The following is a 21,060-nucleotide window of genomic DNA, read 5'->3' as shown; positions in this document are numbered from 1 at the left end:
CCGCCGCGAGCGGGCGGGCGCCGCCGGCACCGGGGAGCGTGGCGCGGGCCACGCGGCGGCTCAGCCGGCCGGGTCGCCCGTCCAGAGATCCCGGAGCAGACCCTCCACCTCGGCGGTGCGCTCGATCTGCGGCATGTGCCCGGTGTCGCGGAACAGGTGGCTGCGCGCCCGGGGCAGCCGGCTCCGCGCATACCCGAGGTGCGCGGCGGGCAGGATCAGGTCACGGTCGCCCCAGACGAGCAGGATGGGCAGGTCCAGCGCGGCGACCGCGTCGAGCAGCTCGGCGCGCCACTGCGGGCGTACCCCACGCCAGGTGCCCAGGTCGCGGACCAGCTCCCGCATCACCCGGGCGGCGTGCGGCTGCCGGGCCACCGCGAGCGCGGCGGCGATCCGCTCCTCGGTGACGTACGCCGGGTCGACGAAGATGGCCCGCTCGGTGCGGCGGGCGATCGCCGGGTGCGGGCGCAGCAGCAGCCGGGCCAGCGGGGGCACCGCGAGCAGCCGCAGCGCGACGGTCACCTCCTGGCCGAAGCCGGCGCTGTTGAGCAACGCCAGGCTGGCCGCCCGGTGCGGCGCGTCCACGGCCAGGCGCATGGCCACCGCCCCGCCGAGGGAGTTGCCGACCAGGTGGGCCGGGCCGGTGACGCCGGCCGCGTCCAGGAACCCGGCCACCGCCGCCGCGAGCGCCGGCAGCGTGTGCGTCCCGTCCAGCGGCGCGGAACCGCCGTGCCCGGGCAGATCGACGGCGAGCACCCGGTGGTCCCGGGCCAGCGCCGTGTGCAGCGCGGTGAAGTCGTCGAGCGTGCGGCCGATGCCGTGCAGCAGCAGCACCGGCGGGCCGTCGCCGGTGATCCGGCAGCGCATCCGCCGCCCGTCGACGGCGCGGTCGTCGGCCGGCGGCAGGGCGACGGTCACGCCGGCCGTCCGGGCTCCGCAGCGGCCGTCGGGGCCGGGTCGGTGGCGGGCGGGCGCGGTGCCGGCACCCGGGCCGGACGCGGGCGCATGCCCAGGGCCAGCACCTTGCCGTACCCGGCCGGCGCGATCCGGGCGAGCAGGTCGGGCAGCTTCGCCGACCAGCCGATCAGCACCCGGCCCCGACGCCGCCGCGCGCCGCGCAGGATCACCTCGGCGGCGGTCGCCGGGTCGATGGTGAGCAGTTTCTCGAACTGGCGGCGGCCGACCTCGTACTCCTCGACGGAGACGCCGCTGCCCACCCGGGCGCTGGCGGCGATCCGGGTCCGGATGCCGCCGGGATGCACCGAGGTGACGCCGATGCCGTCGTCGACCAGCTCGTGCCGCAGCGCCTCGGTGAAGCCGCGCACGGCGAACTTGCTCGCCGCGTACGCGGCCTGTCCGGCCGGGGCGATGAGGCCGAACAGGCTGGAGACGTTGACCAGGTGGGAACCCGGTTCGGTCTTGAGCGCGGGCAGCAGCGCGTGGGTCAACCGCACCACCGCCCGGAAGTTGATCTCGATGACCCAGAGGAACTCCTCCAGTGTCACCTGGTCGAACCGGCCGCCCAGCGCGACGCCGGCGTTGTTGACCAGCAGCCGGATCCGGGGATGCGCGCGGTGGATCTCCGCGGCCACCCGGTCGGTGGCGTCGGCGTCGGCGAGGTCGACCACGTGGGTCTGCACCCGCCGGTCGGGGTGGGCGGCCCGGATCGCCGCGACGACCGTCGCCAGGCCGTCGGCGTCCCGGTCGAGCAGGACCAGGTCCGCGCCGCGCCGGGCCAGCCCGTGGGCCAGCGCCGCGCCGATGCCGCTCGCCGCGCCGGTGAGCACCGCCGTGCCGCCGGCGAACTCCAGGTCACGCATCGGTTCCTCCCGAGGTCGCCACCGCCGCGGCGACCGGCGTGCCGGCCCGGGCGAACCGTACGCCGTCGGTCAGCGGACCGTGCCGCATCAGCCGTACGTCCCGGGGGTAGTTCTGGTGCAGCCGCCACGGCGCCTGCGGGCCCTGCTTGGGCAGCTGGTCGACGGCGCGCAGCACGTACCCGGACTTCAGGTCGATGATCGGCTCCAGGTCGTCGGTGTCCGGGGCGAGCGGGGTGACGATCTGCTGGCCGGTGTCGTCGAGGTGCCGCAGCAGCCGGCAGACGTAGGTGGCGACCAGGTCGGCCTTCAACGTCCAGGAGGCGTTGGTGTAGCCGATGGTCATGGCGAAGTTGGGCACCCCGGAGAGCATCATGCCCTTGTAGGCGATCGTCCGGGCCAGGTCGACCTCGGCGCCGTCGACCACCAGCGTCATGCCGCCCAGCGCGAGCAGGTTGAGGCCGGTGGCGGTGACCACGACGTCGGCCGGCAGTTCCGTGCCGGAGGCGAGCCGGACGCCGTGTTCGGTGAACGTCTCGATGGTGTCGGTCACCACCGCGGCCCGGCCCTCGCGCAGCGCGGTGAACAGGTCCCCGTCGGGCACCACGCAGAGCCGCTGGTCCCAGGGGTCGTAGCGGGGCGAGAAGTGCCGGTCGACGTCGTAGCCGACCGGGAGGCGACCCTTGGCGGCCCGCCGCAGGAACCGCTTCACCAGGCCGGGGGCGCGCCGGCTGAGCTGGAAGTTGGCCACCCCGAGCGTGACGTTCTTCCACCGCGCCACCGCGTACGCGGCCTTCGGGGGCAGCCAGCGTCGCGCGGCGTCGGCGAACGGATCGCGCGACGGCAGCGAGATCACGTACGTGGGTGAGCGCTGGAGCATGGTGACGTGGGCGGCCCGCTCGGCCATCGCCGGGACCAGGGTGACCGCGGTGGCGCCGCTGCCGATCACGACCACCCGCCTACCGGCGTAGTCCAGGTCGTCGGGCCAGTGCTGCGGGTGCACGAGTGTGCCGGCGTAGCGCTCGACGCCGGGGAACCGGGGCGTGTAGCCCTCGTCGTAGCGGTAGTAGCCGGAGTTGGTGAACAGGAACGCGCAGGTGAGCGTCACGTCCTCGCCGGTGTCGTCGCGGTGCGCGCGCACGGTCCAGCGGGCGGTGGCGCTGTCCCACTCGGCGCGCACCACCCGGTGGCGGAAGCGGATGTGCCGCTCCACGTCGTATTCGCGGGCGGTCTGCCGCACGTACGCCCGGATCGAGTCGCCGTCGGCGATGGCCTTCGGGTCGGTCCACGGCTTGAACGCGTAGCCGAGGGTGTACATGTCCGAGTCGGAGCGGATGCCCGGGTAGCGGAACAGGTCCCACGTGCCGCCGATGGCGTCCCGGGCCTCCAGCACCGCGTAGGTCTTGCCGGGACACTCGCGTCCCAGGTGGACGGCGGCCCCGATGCCGGACAGGCCGGCACCGACGATGAGGACGTCGACGTGGTCGGAGGCCATGGCTTCTCCCGTTCTCCCCGCGGTTCTCCCGGCGGTGGCCCGGACACTATCCACCGGCGTCGAGGCCAGTCAACACCCTGTCGAGTTGATTCGACAGGGTGTCGAGCGGGTGTAGCATCGGCCGACATGACCAGTGCGCGCACGCCGACCGGGGCCGTACCGCGCGGGCGGCGGGCCGGCCGGTCCACCGGTGACGACCGGGAGACGGCGATCCTGGCCACCGCCGAGCGGCTGCTGCGCGAGCGCCCGTTCGGCGACATCTCCATCGACGACCTGGCCCGGGGCGCCGGCATCTCCCGCCCCACGTTCTACTTCTACTTCCCGTCGAAGGACGCGGTGCTGCTCACCCTGCTCGACCGGGTGACCGAGGAGGCGAACGCCGCCGCCGGCGACGTGCTCGACCGCCTCGCCGAGGACCCGCGCGCCCGCTGGCGGGAGCTGATCGCCCGGTTCCACGCCGCCTTCGGCGGCCACCGGGACGTGGTGCTGGCCTGCGCCCAGGTGCGCGGCACCAACGCCGAGGTGCGGCGGCTCTGGGCCGAGGTCCTGGAACGCTGGGTGCGCGCGGTGCAGGCCGCGATCGAGGTGGAACGCGCGCGCGGCGCGGCCCCGGACGGGTTGCCCGCCCGGGACCTCGCCATCGCGCTCAACTCGATGAACGAACGGGTCTGGTACGCGACCTTCGCCGGCGACGGCCCGGCCGTGGCCGAGCGGGACGTGGTCGACGTGCTGCTGGACGTCTGGCTGACCGCGATCTACCGGACCACCACGCCACCGGTCAGGCCGCCCGCCGAAACTCCATGATCCAGTTGGTCTCCCAGGTGCGCTCGCCGTCGGTGGAGAACGCCTGCTCCCAACGGCAGGAGGTCGGCGTGATCGCCGACCAGAGGAACCGGCAGCGCACCGGCCGCCCCTCGTCGCTGTCGTCGGCGTAGAACGTGCCGACGCCGTCGGTGAACCGGCCCACCACCGGCGGCTGCTCCAGCACCCCGCGCCGGCTGTTCATCCACCAGATCGACCACAGCCCGGTCGCCGGGTCGAGCAGCCGCACGGTGGAGCCCGAGAAGCCCTGGGTCGGGAAGCGGATCTCGTCGAAGCTGCCGGCGCCGTCGAAGAACGAGCGTGCCTCGCTGGTGCCGGGGAACTCGTCCCAGTCGTCGCCGCCGACGTGGCGCTCCCGCAGCCGCCGGTTGGTCACGTCCCAGGTGCCGACGAAGAAGTCGAAGTCGCCCATCAGCGTCCCACCGGCCCCTCGACGCGCGCGTCGGCCAGGTAGCCGGCCAGGTCGGGTGTGTCCGGTGCGAGCACGTGCCGGATCCAGGCGGTCCGCTCGTGCTCCAGCACGCCCAGTTCCCAGACGCAGCCCACGCCGGGCCGGTCCAGGTCGACGAAGTGCGCCGGGTCGTCGTCCGGGCAGTCCAGCGCGGGCTGCCCGGCGATCGCGATGCGGCACTGGACGACGTTGTCGAAGAACCAGCTGTACGCCAGCAGGTACGCGCCGGTGTCCGCGCCCCGGTGCAGCACCACCCAGCTCGCCGGCGGGGTGGTGGGGTCCGGCGCGGGCAGCAGGGACGGCAGGTACGCGTAGGCGGCGTCGACCACCCGCGCCTCGAGCCGGCGGTCCGGCTGGTCGATGTGGTAGCGCTTGACGTGCCGGCCGGCGACCTCGACGGTTCCCGGCACGGTCAGCTCCTTGTCGTGGAAAGCCATGGCCGGACGGTACGACCACTCCCCTGACAGCTAGTGTCAGTGGATGCGGGCCAGTCGACTCCTGTCCATCCTGCTGCTCCTGCAGGCGCACGGCCGGCTCACCGCCGCCGACCTGGCCGCCCGACTGGAGGTGTCGGTCCGCACGATCTACCGGGACGTCGAGGCGCTGCACGCCGCCGGCATCCCGGTGTACGGCGAGGCCGGGCACGCCGGCGGCTACCGGTTGGTGGAGGGCTGGCGGACCCGGCTGACCGGCCTGACCGCCGAGGAGGCCGACCGGCTGCTCTTCGCCGGGCTCCCCGGTCCGGCCGCCGAGTTGGGCTACCAGTCGGTCGTGGCCGCCGTGCAGCTCAAGGTGCGTGCCGCGCTCCCGACCCCGCTGGCCGACCGGGCCGCGCGGCTGGAGCAGCGGTTCCACCTGGACACGCCGGGCTGGTACTCCGACGGTGACCCCTCGCCGCACCTGGCCGAGGCCGCCGAGGCGGTGTGGCGGGAGCACCGGATCCGGGTGCGTTACCGCGGTTGGCGGGGCGAGGTGACGCGGGTGCTCGAACCGTACGGCCTGGTGCTCAAGGGCGGCCGCTGGTACGTGGTCGCGGCCCGGCCGGACCGGGCCGAGCCGGCCACCTACCGGGTCAACCAGATCCTCGACCTCACCCCGCTCGACGAACCGTTCGACCGGCCCGAGTTCGACCTGCCGGGCTGGTGGCGGGCGCACGTGGTCGCGTTCCGGGCCGGCCTGCACCGGGACGAGGCCGCCGTGCGGCTCTCGCCACGCGGGTTCGCGCGGCTGCGTGAGGTCGGCAGCGACGTGGTGGTCGCCGCGGCCGAGGCGAGCGCCGGCCCGCCCGACGAGGCGGGTTGGGTGCGGGCGGTGATTCCCATCGAGTCGCTGACCCACGCGCACGGCGACCTGCTCCGCCTCGGCGCCGAGGTGGAGGTCCTCTCCCCCGAGCCGCTGCGCCGCCGCCTGACCGAAACCGCAGCCGCCCTGACCGCCCTCTACCCCTCACCCTGACCCCGCCCCCTCCCCAGCCCTCGTCGATCAAGGAGTTTGCGTCTTCTCGGGCGCCTGAACTCGACGCAAACTCCTTGATCGACGGGCGAGGGTGGTCAGGGGAGGCAGTGGGCCAGGGTGGCCACGGCGCGGTCGATCTCCGAGGGGGCGGTGGCGGCGTAGCCGAGGACCAGGCCGGGCGGCTGCGGACGCTGGCCGTGCCAGGACAGCGGCTGCACCTTGACGCCCCGGCGCAACGCCTCGGCCGCCAACGCGACGTCGTCCACCGCGTCGGGCAGTGTGACCAGCAGATGCAGGCCGGCGGCGGCGCCGTGCACCACCGCGCCGGGCAGGTGGGCCCGGACCGCCCGGATCATCGCGTCGCGGCGGCGCACGTGCCGGTGCCGCAGCATCCGCAGGTGCCGCTCCATCGCACCCGACTCCATCAGCTCGGCCAGCACGAGCTGCGGCAGCGCGGCGTTGCCGAGATCCGCCATCCGCTTGGCCGCCACCACGTCGGCGTGCAGCCGGGGCGGCACCAGCATCCAACCGATCCGCAGCGCCGGCGCCAGCAGCTTCGAGACGCTGCCGGTGTAGCAGACCCGGTCCGGCAGCATGCCGCGCAACGCCGGCACCGGCGGTCGGTCGTAGCGGTGCTCGGCGTCGTAGTCGTCCTCCACCACCAGGCCGCCGTCGCGGGCCCAGGCCAGCAGCCGGCGACGCCGCTCGCCGTCGAGCACCACCCCGGTCGGGAACTGGTGCGCCGGCGTCAGCAGCACGGCCGGGGCCCCGGTGGCCGCCAGCAGGTCGACCCGCAGGCCCTGGTCGTCCACCGGCACCGGGGGGATCGCCAGCCCCCAGTTGGCCAGGTGCTGCCGGACGCCGAGCGACCCGGGATCCTCCACCGCGACCGTGTGCACGTCGTGGGCGTGCAGCACCTGGGCGAGCAGCCCGAGCGCCTGCGACACCCCGGCGACGACCACCACCTCGGCCGGGTCGACCCGGATGCCCCGGTTGCGGGCCAGCCAGTTGGCGACCGCGAGCCGCAGCGCCGGCGTGCCGGTCGGGTCACCATAGCCGAGGGCGGCGGGCGTCAGCCGGTCCAGCACGGTCCGCTCGGCGCGCAGCCAGGCCGCGCGGGGGAAGGCCGCCAGGTCCGGTACGCCGGGCGTCAGGTCCACCTCCGCCGGCGCCGCCCGCAGCGCGTCGAACACTTCGACGCCCGGCCGGCCGGTGAACACCTGCGGCGGGCGGCGCGGCGTGGGCGGCCGGCCCACCACGGCGGCCGGGGTGGCCACCACGACCGTCCCGGCCCGGCCCCGGCCGGCCACGTGGCCGTCCTCGCCCAACCGCTGGTAGGCCTCGGTGACCACGCCCCGGGAGACGCCCAGCTCACCGGCGAGCACCCGGGTGGCCGGCAGCCGTGCGCCCACCGGCACCCGGCCGTCGGCGATGGCGGCCCGCAGCCGGGCGGCCAGCCAGTCCGCTCGGCCGCCCGGCGGCGCCTGGCCGATGTCCAGCTGAAGGAAGTCGGCACCGGCCGTTATGGACCCCTCCGACGTGGTGTCTTTGGCCCTGCCCATGGGGCCATTATGGCCGCAGGCTGGACGGCATGAGTATCGCCTTTCTGCTGACCACGCTGGTCGTGGTGATCACCCCCGGAACCGGGGTGGTGCACACGATCGCCTCCGCGGTCGCCGCCGGACGCCGGGCCGGTCTCGTCGCCGCCGCCGGCTGCACGCTCAGCCTCGTCCCGCACCTGATCGCCGCGGTGACCGGTCTGGCCGCCCTGCTGCGCGCCGGCACCCCGGCGTTCCGGGTGGTGACCTGGCTGGGGGTGGCATACCTGCTCTGGATGGCCTGGTCGGCGCTGCGCGAACGCGGACCGCTGGTGGTGGACGGTGAGCGGGCGCCCCGCCCGGCGGCGACCGTGTTCCGTGACGGGGTCCTGCTGAACCTGCTGAACCCGAAGGTCACGGTCTTCTTCGTGGCGTTCCTGCCCCAGTTCGTGCCCCCGGACGCCCCCGCCGCCCCCGCCCGCATGCTGCTCTGCGGCCTGGTGTTCATGCTGGTCACGCTGGTGGTCTTCGCCGGGTACGCGCTCCTGGCCGGCGCGCTGCGCCGGCGTGTGCTGTCCCGACCTCGGCTCACCGCGCTGCTGCGACACGGCTTCGCGGGCAGCTTCCTCGCGCTGGGTCTCGGCCTGGCCCTCACCGCACGCTAAAACGCCTCCACGCCGCCCGTCCGGCCCTGCCCTTCACAGGTCGATCATGAAGTTGACGGCGCGAATTGCCTGATTCGACGCGGTCAACTTCATGATCGACAGATGGATGGGCGAGGGTGGCAACGGCGCGGTTGGGGAGCAGCGGGTCAGGTCGCCGGCCGGTCCGGGTCGTCGGCGCCCATGATCTCGTCGAACTCGGCCGGGCTGATCTCGCCGGTGCGCAGCCGGCGGGCGTTGGCGGCGAAGCGGGCCAGCGCGGCGCCGCGCGGATCGGGCGGGGTGAGCGGGCCGGCGGCGGCCGACGCGGACGGGTCGGTGTCGTCGACCGGCTCGGCGTGCAGCTCGCGCAGCGCGTCGGCCAGTCGCGCGTCGGCGGTGCCCCACCACCGTCGCGCCAGCTCGACGGTGCGGCCGAGGGAGTCCTCCCCCACCCGCTCGGCCCGCAGCTCGGCGCGCATCATGCGCAGGAAGACCACGGTCACGGCATCGGAGTCGTCGGCGATCACGGGCGCACCCTAACCGCCCGGTACGACGAAACCCCGGCCGCCTCCGCCCGGGGGCGCGATGATCGGGACATGGCGCACCGACCGGCCCGGGGACACCGCTGCGTGCCGCACACCGCCGACGTCCGGATCGAGGCGTGGGCGCCGGATCGGGAGGGCTGCGTGGCCGAGGCGGTGGCGGCGCTCGTCGACACGTTCGTGGACACCGCCTCGGCGACGGCGACCGGGTCCTCGGAGTTCCGGGTGCCGCCGGCCCACGACGGTGACCTGCTGGTCGGCGTCCTCGACGAGGTGATCTTCCGGATGGAGACCGAGGGCGAACTGCCGCTCGGCACGGAGGTCCACCCGGCCGCCGACGGCGGCCTCACGGTGCGGTGGCGCACCACCGGCACGGACGCGGTCGAGTTGGTCGGCGCCGTGCCGAAGGCGGTGTCGCTGCACGAGCTGCGGTTCGGGCCGGCGCCGGGCGGCTGGGAGTGCGCGGTGACGCTGGACGTGTGAGCCCGCTCAGCCCTTGACCACGCCGAGCGGGACCAGCCGGGCCACCTTCGCGCACAGGCCGGCGCCCTCGGCCACGGCCACCACGGCGGCCACGTCCTTGTACGCCTCCGGCATCTCCTCGGCCAGGCCGCGCCGGGACGCTCCGCGCACCTCGACGTCCCGCGCCGCCAGCTCGCGCCGCGGGTCGTGCCCGCGTACCGCCCGGCTGGCCTGGGTGCGGCTGCGGACGCGGCCCGCGCCGTGGCAGGTCGAGGCCCAGGCCGGCGCGTCCGGCACGCCGGTGAGGACGTACGAGGCGGTGCCCATCGAGCCCGGGATGAGCACCGGCTGGCCCACCGGACGCAGATCATCGGGCAGGTCGGGATGGCCGGGCGGCAGGGCCCGGGTGGCACCCTTGCGGTGTACGCAGAGCCGGCGCGACGTCCCGTCCACCCGGTGCTCCTCGATCTTGGCGAGGTTGTGCGACACGTCGTACACCAGGTCGAGGTCGCAGCCGACGACCCGGGCGAAGACCTGGCGCGCGGCGTGGGCCAGCAGCTGCCGGTTGGCCCGGGCGTAGTTGGCCGCCGCCGCCATCGCCCCCAGGTACGCGCGCCCCTCGGGCGAGGTGACCGGCGCGCAGGCCAGCTGCCGGTCCGGCACGTCGATGCCGTACCCCGGCATCACGCCTTCCATGGCCCGCACGTGGTCGGTGCAGATCTGGTGGCCCAGCCCGCGCGAACCACAGTGGATCATCACGCACACCTGCCCGGCGCGCAGCCCGAACGCGGCGGCGACCGGCTCGTCGTAGACCTCCTCGACGGCCTGCACCTCCAGGAAGTGGTTGCCCGAGCCGAGGCTGCCGACCTGGCCGGCGCCGCGCTCGACCGCCCGCGTGCTCACCCGCGCGGGGTCGGCGTCGGCGACCGCGCCCCGGTCCTCGCAGCGGTCCAGGTCCCGGGGCACGCCGAAGCCACGCTCGACCGCGTACCGGGAGCCGCCGCGCAGCACCGCGTCCAGCTCGGCCCGGTCGCCCAGGTGCCACACCGCGCCGCGGCCCATGCCGCGCGGGGTGGACTCCCCGAGTCCGTCCATGAGCGCGGCCAGCCGGGGGCGCAGGGCCGCCCGGTCCAGGTCCGCGGTGAGCAGCCGCACCCCGCAGGAGATGTCGAAGCCGACGCCGCCGGGCGAGACCACACCACCGGCCGCCACGTCGGTGGCCGCCACCCCGCCAATGGGGAAACCGTAGCCCCAGTGCACGTCCGGCATGGCGTACGAGGCGCCGACGATGCCGGGCAGCGTGGCCACGTTCGCGACCTGCTCCAGGGACCGGTCCGACCCGGCGTCGGGCAGCAGCGCGGGCGAGGCGTACACCACGCCCGGGACCCGCATCTCCTCGCGCCGGTCGATCCGGAACCGGTACGGCGACTCCTCGACCAGGTCCATGGTGGGCCGGCTACCCGCCCCCCGGACCGCTACACGCGGGTTCGCGTCACCTCTTCCGGGTGACCGGCCCGAGCGGAATGCGGGTTGGTGGCCACCCGGGCTGCCTAAGGTGACGCCCATGGGGCATCACGCCGAGGCGGGCGGGAACCGCTACCGGCGGTTGCGTGTCGTCAACGTGCTGGTCGGTGCGCTGCTGGCCGCCGAAGGTGCCTGGATGTGGGCGGCCAGCAACGACCTGTCCCTGCCGGTGACCGCGTCGTACCTGACGGCGGACCCGGTGACCCTGCGGGACGCCACCGTCCCGGACGTGGCCTTCCGGATCGCCGTCGGGCCGGCGGTGGCGGTGTTCCTGCTGCTCGCCGCGGTCGACCACGTCGTGACCGCCGCCCCACGCGTGCACCGCTGGTACGAGCGCAACCTGGATCGGCGGGCCAACTACGCGCGATGGATCGAGTACTCGGTCAGCGCGTCGATCATGATCGTGCTGATCGGTCTGTTCGTCGGGATCCGTGATCTCGCGGCGGTGATCGGGATCTTCGCCGCGAACACCGCGATGATCCTGTTCGGTCTCCTGATGGAGCGGCAGCAGACACCGGGCCGTGCCGACTGGAGCGCGTTCTGGTTCGGTTCGCTGGTCGGCGCGGCGCCCTGGCTCGCGATCGCCGTCTACGTCGCCCAGCCGCCGGAGATTCCCGGTTTCGTGTGGGCGATCATCATCGTGCAGTTCCTGCTCTTCGCGACCTTCGCGGTCAACATGGCGCTGCAGTACACCCGGCGCGGCCGGTGGCGGGACTACCGCTACGGCGAGGTCTCGTACCTCGTGCTCAGCCTGGCGGCCAAGTCCGCGCTGGCCTGGCTCATCTACGCCAACGTGCTCCGCGGCTGAGGTCGTCAGCGGTTGAGGTAGCCGGCGAGGCCGCCGAGTTCCTCGCTGGCGATGAACACCGACCGGACGTGGAGAATCGCCTCCTCGACGTGGATCGGGCAGCCCCACGCCGAGTCGCCCCACGAATCGGCGACCTTGATCTCGGCCGCGGCGGTGCATCCCGGGTCCCCGCCGAGCTGGCAACGCTCGGGGCGTGGCCGGGCGGCCTGCGCGGCGGCGGCGGCACGCATTCGGGCCGCGAGTTCCGCGGCGGTGGCGGCGCGCCGCTCGGCCTCGCCGCGCAGTTCCCGCTCCGCGCGCACCGCCTCGGCCAGCTGGTCGTGGGCGGCTCTGGCGCGGGCCTCGGCGGCCACCTTCGCCTGTTCGATGTGGTGGCGTTCGATGGCCAGGGCCGCGGTGCCGGTGAAGACCTGGATCAGGGCGAGATCCGTGTCCTTCGGGATCCGCGGCGTGCGGTGGTAGATGGCGAAGGTGCCCAGCAGGCTGCCGTCGCGCGCCAGGATCGGTGTCGACCAGCAGGCGGCCAGCCCGGCCCGCTCGGCGAGCCCGCGGAAGTCGTCCCAGAACGGATCGGCGGCGATGTCGGTGACGATGACCGGTTCGCGCCGGTGGGCGGCCGTGCCGCAGGAGCCCACGCCCTCGCCGGTGGCGATCCCGTCGATGGCCTGGTTGTAGAAGTCGGGCAGGCTCGGCGCGGCGCCGTGGCGCAGGTGCCGGCCGTCGGGGTCGGCGAGCAGAACGGAGACGAGCACCTCCTGCGGGGCCAGGTTCTCGATGCAGCGGGCCATGCCGTCGAGCACCTCGGGCAGGGGCGCCTGGCGGGCAATCTGCTCCAGCAGGGCACGGTGCTCGGCCATCAGCCGCTGGGCGTGCTTGACCTGGGTGGTCTCCACGCCGATCACCCGGATCCCGGTCACGGCGCCGTCGGCGTCGTGACGCGGCTCGTAGGTGAAGTCGAAGAATGCCTCCCGCGCCTGTGCGCCGGCGCCGAGCACCACCCGGGCGTCCCGACCGGTGTAAAGCTCTCCCGTGCGGTAGACCTCGTCCAACAGCGCGAGGAAGCCCTGTTCCGCCAACTCGGGCATCAACTCGGCGATGGCCACCCCGGTGCGCGCCCGCTCCTCACCGATGGTGGCGAGGAACGCCGGATTCGCTGCCTCCACCACGTGCGTGGGTCCGGCAAGCGCGGCGAAGACGGCGATGGACTGCCCGAACAGCTGCCGCAGATCGTCCTCCGCGGCATGGCCCGCGTTCGGTCGAGTCGCTGGAGCGGGTCGCTGGCCTGGTACCGCCGTCATGCTGTGGTTCCCTCTCAGTACGGCCGGGTCGAACCGGGGACGGCTCACCGTGGTGACGGTCGCCAGCGTACGGGGAAGTCGGGGAGGCCACCCGACCGCCGGTCCGCGCCCCGCCGTGAGCCTCGCCCGACCGCGGTCGCCTCCCGGCCCGGGTCAGGTGCGTCCGGCCTCCGCCGCGTCGAGCGGTGTTCCGCTCTCCGGGTGGTGGCAGGCGGTGAGTTGGGTGCCGCCGTCGCGGGTGGTCAGGGCGGGTGTTTCGGTGGCGCAGCGGTCGGTGGCTTTCCAGCAGCGGGTGCGGAAGCGGCAGCCGCTGGGTGGGGCCAGGGGGGTGGGGACGTCGCCGGTGAGGCGGATGCGGCCGGCGGGGCCGAGGGTGGTGACGTCGGGGATGGCCGAGAGCAGGGCGCGGGTGTAGGGGTGTTGGGGGCGGGTGTAGATGGTGTCGCGGTCGCCGATCTCGACGATGGTGCCGAGGTACATGACGGCGACGCGGTGGCAGAAGTGCCGGACCACGGCCAGGTCGTGGGCGATGAACACGAACGCCAGGTCGAGGTCGCGTTGCAGGTCGCGCAGGAGGTTGATGACCTGGGCCTGGATGGACACGTCGAGGGCGCTCACGGGTTCGTCGGCGACGATGAGTTTGGGTTTGAGGGCCAGGGCGCGGGCGATGCCGATGCGTTGGCGTTGTCCGCCGGAGAACTCGTGCGGGTAGCGGTTGTAGTGCTCGGGGTTGAGTCCGACCAGTTCCAGCAGTTCCTGCACGCGTTTCTTGACGCCGCCGGGTGGGGTGATGTTGTTGACCTGCAGGGGCATGGCCACGATCCGCCCGACGGTGTGGCGGGGGTTCAACGACGCGTACGGGTCCTGGAAGATGATCTGCAGGTCCTGGCGCAGCGGCCGCAACGCGCCCCGGCGGGCGTGGGTGATGTCCCGCCCGGCGAAGGTGATGCTGCCGGCGGTGGGTTCCAGCAGTCGCACCAGCATCCGCCCGGTCGTGGTCTTCCCACACCCCGACTCGCCGACCAGACCCAACGTCTCGCCGGGGCGGACGTCGAAGTCCAGACCGTCGACCGCCCGCACGGCGCCCCGGGCGCGGAAGCCCTCGCGCACCGGGAAGTGCTTGGTCAGCCCTCGCACCGACAGCAGCGGCTCGGTCTCGACGCTCATCGGGCCACTCCCACCTGGGCGATGTCCTGCTGATAGATCCGGGTCCGCTCCGCCGCCGACAGATGACAGGCGACCAGGTGTCCCGTCTCGCCGGCCGCCCGCAGTTCGGGGACCTCGGTGCGGGAGCGGTCGCCGTTGACGTCGGCATAGCGGCAACGGGGATGGAACGCACAGCCCGGCGGCAGGTTGATCAACGACGGCGGGTTGCCGGGGATCGGCACCAGGTCCGCGTCCGCGTCACCGTGCAACGACGGCACGCTCGACAACAACCCCCACGTGTACGGGTGCTGCGGCCGCCGCAACACCTGCTCCACACTGCCGTGCTCCACCGCCCGACCGCCGTACATGACAAGCACGTCATCGGCCACCTGACCCACCACACCCAGATCGTGGGTGATCAGGATGATCGCCGAACGGAACTCCTCCTGAAGATCATTGAGCAGGTCCAGGATCTGCGCCTGCACCGTCACATCCAACGCCGTCGTCGGCTCGTCGGCGATCACCAGATCCGGGTCGTTGACCAACGCCATCGCGATCATCGCCCGCTGCCGCATACCACCGGAGAACTCGTGCGGATACTGCTCGAACCGCCGCGCCGGCTGCGGAATCCCCACCCGGCCCAACATGTCCACCGCCCGCGCACGCGCCTCCCGCCTACCGGCCTTCGGGTGGTGCACCCGGTACGCCTCGGCGATCTGCTTCCCGACCGTGTAGTACGGATGCAACGCCGACAACGGATCCTGGAAGATCATCGCCATGTCCCGACCCCGCAGCCGCCGCACCTCCTCCTCCGGCAGACCCACCAACTGACGCCCACCCACCGAGATCTCCCCCGAGATGGACGCCCGCCTGGAGTTGTGCAGACCCAGAATCGCCAACGACGTCACGCTCTTACCGGAACCGGACTCGCCCACGATCCCGAGCGTGCGACCCCGCTCCACGGCGAACGACACCCCGTCCACAGCCCGGACCACACCGTCCTCGGTGTCGAACCGCACCCGCAGATCCCGGACCCGCAGGTACGGATCCTCGCCGCGTCGCGGCGCCGGAAACTCCACCATGTCGAACCCTCCCGTCAGTTCAGCCGGACCCGCGGGTCGATGACCGCGTACAGCACGTCGACGACGATGTTGGCGACCACGATGAACACCGCCGCCAGCAGCACGGTCGCCATCACCACCGGCAGGTTGAGGAACTGCACCGCCTCCACGGTGGCCTTGCCGAGACCCTGGAGGCCGAAGATGGTCTCGGTGATGAACGTGCCGCCCAGACTGGTGCCGATGTCCAGCCCGGCGATGGTGACGATCGGGGTGATCGCCGCGCGCAACGCGTGGCGGGTGTGCACCTGCCGCGCGGAGAGCCCCTTGGCCCGGGCGGTCCGCACGAAGTCCTCGGACAGCGTCTCCAGCATCTGCGCCCGGGACAGCCGGGCGTAGAGCGCCGAGTTGAGGAAGCCCAGCGTCATCCAGGGCAGCAGCAGACCGGCCGCCCACCGCAGCGGGCTCTCGGTCAGCGGCGTGTAGCTGGGGAACGGCAACAGCCCGGTGGAGTAGACCAGCAGGTAGAGCAGGATCAGCCCGAAGAAGTAGACCTGCATGGACGCCCCGGCGAGCGTGACGCCGATCGCGGCGCGGTCGAACGCCGTACCCCGGCGCAGCGCCGACACCATGCCCAGGGAGACGCCCAGGGCCAGCCAGAGCACGGCGCCGCCGAGGACGATGCTGAACGTCACCGGGGCGCGTTGGGCGACGATCTCGGTGACCGGTTGGTTGTTGCGGAACGAGAAACCGAGGCAGGGCGCCGGACAGTCCTGGCGGAAGTCGCCCTCGCCGTAGGTGCGACCGACGAACACGCCTCGGACGAAGTCCGTGTACTGCCGGGGCAGCGGACGGTCGATGCCGAGCCGCTGCTCGACCTGGGCGATGTCCGCGGCCGTGCAGTTCTTGCCGCACATCACCTTCGCCGGGCTGCTCGGCACCGCGAAGAAGAGACCGAAGGTGACCAGGCTGATGACGACCAGGGTCAAGACGGCGACGAGCAGCCGTCGGACGACGAAACGGAGCACGGGAAACACCTCCCCCGGGTGGGGCGGGGACGGCCGGCGCGGCCGCCCCCGCCGACGGTCACTGCTTCACGTAGATGCCGTTGAGCGAGATGATGCCGAACGCGTCACTGAGGAAGGCGTTGCCGACCTTCGAGCCGTGCAACTCGTAGGTGGCGTCGTAGTAGCAGGGCACGACCGGGGCGTACTCCTCCATGATCTTGCGGTCGAGGGCCATCCAGCCGGCGTCCTGCTCCGCGGCGGGCAGGTTGCGGACCCGGTCGATCTCCGCGCTGACCGACGGCTGGTTCAGGTACGACAGGTTCTGGTTGCCCTCGGCCACGATCTCGCGGCCGTCGTAGACCGGCGGGATGACGGTCGAGCCGGTCGGCCAGTCGGAACCCCAGCCGCTGAGGTAGATGTCGTACGGGTTGTCCTTGCGGCCGATCTCGTCGTAGTAGCTGCTGTTGTCGATCGGCTTCATCACGACGTCGAAGCCCATGTCGGTGAGGTTCTTGCGCAACGCCTCGGCCTGCTGGGTCCGCAGCTCCAGGTTGGAGTGCGCCAGCACCAGCTTGGGCCGCTTGCCGGCGAGCAGCTCGGTGACCTTGGCCTTGTCCCCGGTGACCGGGGCGTTGAACAGGTCGTACTTGGCGAAGCCGGCGGTGGTCGGCGACATCAGCGTGGTGGCCGGCGTGCCGGCGGCCTGACCGCCGAGCACCTTCAGCAGCGCGTCCTTGTCGACGGCGTAGTTCAGCGCCCGGCGTACGCTCAGGTCGGTGACCCGCTGCGTGTTGATGCTCAGCACCCAGTTGTACTGCGTCGGGCCCTTCACCACCCGGTCGACGACGCCGGCCCCGGTGGTCCGGGGCAGCACGGACGGCGGCACGTCGGACCAGCTCAGCGCCGCCTGGTCGGCCGCGCCGTCGGCGACCAGGCGCTCGGCGATCTGGGCCTGCTCGAGCCCGAACGTCATCCGGATCGCGTCCGGGTAGGCGTTGCGGATCGGGTCGGTCGCCGGGTCCCAGTTCGGGTTGCGCTCCAGCTCCAGGGCGACGTCGCGCTGGTAGGACTTCACCTGGTACGGACCGGACGAGAAGGGCCGCAGATCGTAGCCGGCCCGGGTGTCCTTCGCGGCGGGCACCGGCGCGCTGGTGGGCAGCGCGGCCGCGTACGGCAGGTCGCAGTGCGCCTGCGGGAAGGTGAACCGCACGGTCCGGTCGTCGGGCGTCTCGACGCCGTCGGGCACCGGCCTGCCCCCGTCGTACGGCCCCTTGTAGGTGGCGTTGTACACCCCGCCCGGGTAGAGCCACTGCTGGATGTAGTGCGGGCCCTCGTTGAGGTTCGACGCGAACGACCGGGCGATGCCGTGGGCGACGTCCTTGCTGGTCACCGCCGAACCGTCCTCGTACTTCACGCCGTCGCGGAGGGTGAACTCCCAGACCTTGCAGTCGCCGTTGACGTCCTTGCCGGGGTTGGTCGCCAGGTCGCCGACGAGCAGCAGCCTGCCGCTGCCGTCCTCCTTGTAACCGTTGAGGGCGCGGTAGAGCAGGCCGCCGGCGACCTGCTGCACGTTGACGTAGTTGCGGGCCGGGTCGAGGTGTTCGAAGTCGGCCGGTTGCATGACGGTCAGCGTGCCGCCCCGGGTCGCCCCGTCCACGGCCTTCGCCGGGCCCTTGTTGTCGGCGGCCTCGTAGGAGATCGAGCCGCTCTGGGTCTTCGTCTCCTGGTCGTCGCCGCCGCCGTCGTCGGTGGTGGGGCTGCAGCCGGCGGCGACCAGTGCCGCCGCGGCGAGGACACCGGTCAGTGTCCGGGTTCGTGCGCGCACGGTGTGCTCCCTTCCTCGCCCGGTCGGCCCCCGCCGGCCGGGCACGTGAATGGCCGTGGGGACTACCGGGTGGAGCGGGGATCCAGCGAGTCGCGCAGGGCGTCACCGAGCAGGTTGAACGCCAGGACCAGCAGGAAGATCGTCAACCCGGGGAACAGGGTGTACCAGGGGTCGCTCGCGACGTAGCCGATGCTGTTGAAGATCATGCGGCCCAGGTCGGGCGTGGGTTCGGTGACGCCGATGTTGACGAACGCCAGGGCAGCCTCGATGGCGATGAACTGGGGCACCATCAGCGAGACGGTGACCAGGATCGGCGCCCAGATGTTCGGCAGCAGCTGACGCAGCAGGATGTGCCCGGTGCCGGCGCCGGCCGCTCGGGCGGCCTCGACGAACTCCCGCTCCCGCAGGGAGATCACCTGCCCGCGCACCAGGCGCGCCGTGTACGTCCAGCTGAACAGCCCGAAGGTGGCGACGATCAGGGCCACCCGGAAGGCCAGCGACGGCGCCTCCCGGTCGGTGTAGAAGCGGTCCTGCAGGATCGGAATCACGGCGAGCGCGAAGATGAGGAACGGGAACGCCAGGGTGAGGTCGATCAGCCAGTTGACGACGCTGTCCAGCCACCCTCGGGCCCACCCGGCCAGGATGCCGACCGCGACCCCGATGCACGACGCCACGGCAGCCGAGGCGAATGCGATGAACAGCGACGTGCGCAGGCCGTAGACCAATTGGAGCAGGATGTCGCGACCACTGCCCGGCTCCAGCCCGAGCCAATGGTCGGCGCTGATTCCACCGGCGTAACCGATCGGCATTCCGAAATCGTTGAGCCGGCCGACGAACTTGTCGGTCGGGTCGATTCCGGTGAGGCGGCTCAGCAGCGGCGCCCCGAGTGCGACCAGGGCGGCGACGGTCAGCGTGACGGCGCTGGCCCGGGCCGTACGGTCCCGCTTGAGACGCAGCCAGGCGAGCTGGTTCGGCGACCGACCGACAAATTCGCGGCGGCCGGTGGGCGGCGTGTTCCCGGCCTCGACCGCCGGTTCCCCCGCGCCCGGACGGCCGGGTTCGGTCAAGGACGGCGGGTGGGAAAGGTCGCTCATGGGGGAGTCCTCCCGACGGGTCGAAAACGCCCTGCCACCCGACGGTAATGCGCACTCCGACACCGAAAGGAATCGTTACGGTAACGGCCGTTCCGGTTGTCGCGCATAGACAACGATCCGGCCTACGGAAAGCATCGGCGCAATAACGGCGCGATTCGGTTGTCAGCCGTTCAGGCATCCCTTCCCCGTTTTCGGAATGCGGTGCGCCGGAGCGCGGACACGGTTGTCAGCCGATCGGGCATTCCCGCGCGCCGATGTCACAGGCACCGGCCGCTCGGGTCGGGTGGTGTAACACTTCGTGACGCTTCGCGTTCACACCGTCCACCTAGGGTTCTCGGCGGCCCGGTTCACCCGACGTCCGGGCCACCCATCGGCCCATACCCGGGCCCCGACGGAAGGACCACCCATGCCCTTCGCCCGACGTACCGCCGCCCTGGCCCTGGCCGCCGCGCTCGGCGCCCTCGCCGCGGTGACCGCCGCCGGTCCGGCCGCCGCGGCGCCGCGCCCCGGCCCGGAGACGCCCTCGGTGCTGCTGCTCACCGTCGACGCCGGTGACACCGACGTCCGCGCCACCGTGCTCGTCTGCGGGCCCGCCGGCGGCCTGCACCCCGACCCGGTCGCCGCCTGCCGGCTGGTCGCCCGCGTCGACGGCCACCTCGACGCGCTCGACGTCGATGCCGACCCCTGCACCTCCCAGTACGCCCCGGTGGTCGCCCGGGCGGTGGGCTTCTGGCAGGACCGCCCGGTCACCTACACCCGCACCTTCGCCAACGCCTGCCTGCTGCGCCGCGCCACCGCCACCCTCTTCACCTTCTGACCCGCCCGACCCACCCCGGGACCCACCCGACTCCGTCGATCATGAAGTTGGCGGCATCCGGTGACCGATATGTCGCCGCCAACTTCATGATCGACGCTCTCGGCGGGGGTGGGTGGGGGTGTGGGATCGGCGGGCGGAGAATGGGCGGGAGCTGGGCGGGGCGTTGGTGCGGGAGGAGATGCGGTGGTGGCGAGCGGTGGGGTCGCGGGAACGCGGGAGCTGCGAGCGGACTGCGCGCGATGCGCGGGCGTCTGCTGCGTCGCGCCGGCGTTCGCCGCGTCGGCCGACTTCGCCGTCGACAAGCCGGCCGGGCAGCCGTGCCCGAACCTGCGCGCCGACTCGCGCTGCGGCATCCACGGCGAGCTGCGGCAACGGGGCTTCCCGGGGTGCACCGTCTTCGACTGCTTCGGCGCCGGCCAGCACCTCACCCAGGGCACCTTCGCCGGCCGCGACTGGCGGACCGACCCGGCCACCGCGCGGCGGATGTTCGACACGTTCGCGGTGCTGCGACCGCTGCACGAGCTGCTCTGGTACCTGACCGAGGCGGTCCGCCTCACCCCGCCCGGCCCGCTGCGCGACGACCTGACCGCCGCGCTCGACGAGACCGGCCGGCTCACCGACGGGACCCCGGAGGAACTGCTCGCCCTCGACGTCGACGCCCACCGGAACACGGTCAACCGGCTGTTGTCGCGCGCCGGCGAGCAGGCCCGCGCCGGCCGGGCCGGGGCCGACCGGCGGGGCGCGACGCTGATCGGCGTCGACCTGCGCGGCGCCGCGTTGACCGGGGCGAACCTGCGGGGCGCCTGTCTGATCGGGGCGGACCTGCGCGGCGTACGGCTCGGCGCCGCCGACCTGACCGGCGCGGACCTGCGCGGGGCCGACCTGCGCGGCGCCGACCTGGGCGAGTGCCTGTTCACGCACCAGTCGCAGCTCGACGCCGCGCGCGGCGACCACCGCACGGTCCTTCCGCCCGGCCTGCGCCGCCCCGCCCACTGGTCCCTGACCGTCACCCCGGCGCGCCCGCCCCGAGCCCGCCGACGACCCCGCTGACCCCACCCCTCCCCACCCGCCCGTCGGCCCGCCACCCCACCCACCGACACGGACACACGGCCTCGCGACAGCCTCGCACTCGCCTTGATCAAGGAGTTTCCGTCGGTTCGCACGCGATCCATGACGGAAACTCCTTGATCAACGCGGGCGGGACGGTCGTGCGCCCCGACGGCCTGGTCCGAGATCTTGGTACGGGGCGGCCCTCATAGG

21 protein-coding genes are annotated in these 21,060 nt (G+C 73.1%); 7 read left to right on the top strand and 14 right to left on the bottom strand.

What is annotated here, in order from left to right; genetic code table 11:
• Nucleotides 1–60 precede the first annotated feature (60 nt).
• From GA0070622_RS17890 to GA0070622_RS17880, 3 genes are read right to left on the bottom strand one after another with little or no spacing between them, the layout of a single operon-like run.
• On the bottom strand, nucleotides 61–915 hold the full coding sequence (locus GA0070622_RS17890; RefSeq protein ID WP_091574359.1) for an alpha/beta fold hydrolase: 855 nt from the start codon (nucleotides 913–915) through the stop codon (nucleotides 61–63).
• Nucleotides 912–1,817 carry an SDR family NAD(P)-dependent oxidoreductase gene (locus GA0070622_RS17885; RefSeq protein ID WP_091574358.1) on the bottom strand — a complete coding sequence of 302 codons (906 nt, stop codon included), beginning with the start codon at nucleotides 1,815–1,817 and terminating at the stop codon, nucleotides 912–914. Before GA0070622_RS17885 ends, GA0070622_RS17890 begins: the two co-directional genes overlap by 4 nt.
• On the bottom strand, nucleotides 1,810–3,309 hold the full coding sequence (locus GA0070622_RS17880; protein WP_091574357.1) for a flavin-containing monooxygenase: 1,500 nt from the start codon (nucleotides 3,307–3,309) through the stop codon (nucleotides 1,810–1,812). The genes GA0070622_RS17885 and GA0070622_RS17880 overlap by 8 nt, the downstream gene beginning before the upstream one ends.
• 126 nt (nucleotides 3,310–3,435) lie before the next feature.
• Between GA0070622_RS17880 and GA0070622_RS17875 the strand changes: the two genes are divergently transcribed.
• Entirely contained in the window at nucleotides 3,436–4,113 is a 678-nt protein-coding gene (locus GA0070622_RS17875; protein ID WP_091574356.1) for a TetR/AcrR family transcriptional regulator, read from the top strand.
• On the opposite strand, the gene GA0070622_RS17870 is transcribed toward GA0070622_RS17875, so the two are convergent.
• Together GA0070622_RS17870 and GA0070622_RS17865 are read right to left on the bottom strand one after the other, a co-directional pair.
• Entirely contained in the window at nucleotides 4,088–4,543 is a 456-nt protein-coding gene (locus GA0070622_RS17870) for a hypothetical protein (RefSeq protein ID WP_091574355.1), read from the bottom strand. The two genes, GA0070622_RS17875 and GA0070622_RS17870, sit on opposite strands and share 26 nt — an antisense overlap.
• A complete protein-coding gene (locus GA0070622_RS17865) occupies nucleotides 4,543–5,019 on the bottom strand; it encodes a hypothetical protein (protein ID WP_091574354.1) in 477 nt (158 codons plus the stop codon). The genes GA0070622_RS17870 and GA0070622_RS17865 overlap by 1 nt, the downstream gene beginning before the upstream one ends.
• Before the next feature lie 43 nt (nucleotides 5,020–5,062).
• Between GA0070622_RS17865 and GA0070622_RS17860 the strand changes: the two genes are divergently transcribed.
• Nucleotides 5,063–6,037: a helix-turn-helix transcriptional regulator gene (locus GA0070622_RS17860; protein ID WP_091574353.1), complete on the top strand. Its 975-nt coding sequence runs from the start codon at nucleotides 5,063–5,065 to the stop codon at nucleotides 6,035–6,037.
• Nucleotides 6,038–6,132: 95 nt separating this feature from the next.
• On the opposite strand, the gene pdxR is transcribed toward GA0070622_RS17860, so the two are convergent.
• Complete coding sequence (gene pdxR, locus GA0070622_RS17855) at nucleotides 6,133–7,599, bottom strand: MocR-like pyridoxine biosynthesis transcription factor PdxR (protein WP_091574352.1); 1,467 nt, start codon at nucleotides 7,597–7,599, stop codon at nucleotides 6,133–6,135.
• A gap of 29 nt (nucleotides 7,600–7,628) precedes the next feature.
• Between pdxR and GA0070622_RS17850 the strand changes: the two genes are divergently transcribed.
• Entirely contained in the window at nucleotides 7,629–8,240 is a 612-nt protein-coding gene (locus GA0070622_RS17850) for a LysE family translocator (protein WP_091574351.1), read from the top strand.
• A gap of 146 nt (nucleotides 8,241–8,386) precedes the next feature.
• Here GA0070622_RS17850 and GA0070622_RS17845 read toward each other — a convergent pair whose 3' ends face one another.
• Nucleotides 8,387–8,746: a hypothetical protein gene (locus GA0070622_RS17845; protein ID WP_091574350.1), complete on the bottom strand. Its 360-nt coding sequence runs from the start codon at nucleotides 8,744–8,746 to the stop codon at nucleotides 8,387–8,389.
• A 69-nt stretch (nucleotides 8,747–8,815) separates the two neighbouring features.
• Between GA0070622_RS17845 and GA0070622_RS17840 the strand changes: the two genes are divergently transcribed.
• Entirely contained in the window at nucleotides 8,816–9,244 is a 429-nt protein-coding gene (locus GA0070622_RS17840) for an archease (RefSeq protein ID WP_091574349.1), read from the top strand.
• 6 nt (nucleotides 9,245–9,250) lie between these two features.
• On the opposite strand, the gene GA0070622_RS17835 is transcribed toward GA0070622_RS17840, so the two are convergent.
• A complete protein-coding gene (locus GA0070622_RS17835) occupies nucleotides 9,251–10,669 on the bottom strand; it encodes an RtcB family protein (RefSeq protein WP_091574348.1) in 1,419 nt (472 codons plus the stop codon).
• A gap of 118 nt (nucleotides 10,670–10,787) precedes the next feature.
• Between GA0070622_RS17835 and heR the strand changes: the two genes are divergently transcribed.
• A complete protein-coding gene (gene heR, locus GA0070622_RS17830; RefSeq protein ID WP_091574347.1) occupies nucleotides 10,788–11,555 on the top strand; it encodes a heliorhodopsin HeR in 768 nt (255 codons plus the stop codon).
• Nucleotides 11,556–11,560: 5 nt separating this feature from the next.
• Here heR and GA0070622_RS17825 read toward each other — a convergent pair whose 3' ends face one another.
• The 6 genes from GA0070622_RS17825 to GA0070622_RS17800 all read right to left on the bottom strand — a co-directional run bounded on the left by GA0070622_RS17825 (nucleotide 11,561) and on the right by GA0070622_RS17800 (nucleotide 18,983).
• A complete protein-coding gene (locus GA0070622_RS17825) occupies nucleotides 11,561–12,853 on the bottom strand; it encodes a GAF domain-containing protein (protein ID WP_091574346.1) in 1,293 nt (430 codons plus the stop codon).
• A 153-nt stretch (nucleotides 12,854–13,006) separates the two neighbouring features.
• The gene (locus tag GA0070622_RS17820; RefSeq protein WP_091574345.1) at nucleotides 13,007–14,020 is read right to left on the bottom strand and encodes an ABC transporter ATP-binding protein; all 1,014 of its coding nucleotides are present in this window, start codon (nucleotides 14,018–14,020) and stop codon (nucleotides 13,007–13,009) included.
• The gene (locus GA0070622_RS17815; protein ID WP_091574344.1) at nucleotides 14,017–15,081 is read right to left on the bottom strand and encodes an ABC transporter ATP-binding protein; all 1,065 of its coding nucleotides are present in this window, start codon (nucleotides 15,079–15,081) and stop codon (nucleotides 14,017–14,019) included. The genes GA0070622_RS17820 and GA0070622_RS17815 overlap by 4 nt, the downstream gene beginning before the upstream one ends.
• A 14-nt stretch (nucleotides 15,082–15,095) precedes the next feature.
• Complete coding sequence (locus GA0070622_RS17810; RefSeq protein WP_091574343.1) at nucleotides 15,096–16,085, bottom strand: ABC transporter permease; 990 nt, start codon at nucleotides 16,083–16,085, stop codon at nucleotides 15,096–15,098.
• 58 nt (nucleotides 16,086–16,143) lie between these two features.
• Complete coding sequence (locus GA0070622_RS17805) at nucleotides 16,144–17,889, bottom strand: ABC transporter substrate-binding protein (RefSeq protein ID WP_091574342.1); 1,746 nt, start codon at nucleotides 17,887–17,889, stop codon at nucleotides 16,144–16,146.
• A 62-nt stretch (nucleotides 17,890–17,951) separates the two neighbouring features.
• A complete protein-coding gene (locus GA0070622_RS17800) occupies nucleotides 17,952–18,983 on the bottom strand; it encodes an ABC transporter permease (protein WP_091574341.1) in 1,032 nt (343 codons plus the stop codon).
• A 406-nt stretch (nucleotides 18,984–19,389) separates the two neighbouring features.
• Here GA0070622_RS17800 and GA0070622_RS17795 point away from each other — a divergent pair, with 406 nt between their 5' ends.
• The gene (locus GA0070622_RS17795; protein ID WP_091574340.1) at nucleotides 19,390–19,800 is read left to right on the top strand and encodes an SSI family serine proteinase inhibitor; all 411 of its coding nucleotides are present in this window, start codon (nucleotides 19,390–19,392) and stop codon (nucleotides 19,798–19,800) included.
• Between the two features lie 186 nt (nucleotides 19,801–19,986).
• The gene (locus tag GA0070622_RS17790; RefSeq protein WP_091577604.1) at nucleotides 19,987–20,850 is read left to right on the top strand and encodes a pentapeptide repeat-containing protein; all 864 of its coding nucleotides are present in this window, start codon (nucleotides 19,987–19,989) and stop codon (nucleotides 20,848–20,850) included.
• Nucleotides 20,851–21,060: the final 210 nt, after the last annotated feature.

Origin of the sequence: Micromonospora sediminicola (assembly GCF_900089585.1) — a bacterium.
Lineage (GTDB): Bacteria > Actinomycetota > Actinomycetes > Mycobacteriales > Micromonosporaceae > Micromonospora > Micromonospora sediminicola.
Note: the sequence above shows the minus strand (reverse complement) of the source record. Positions and strands in the feature narration are given on the sequence as shown.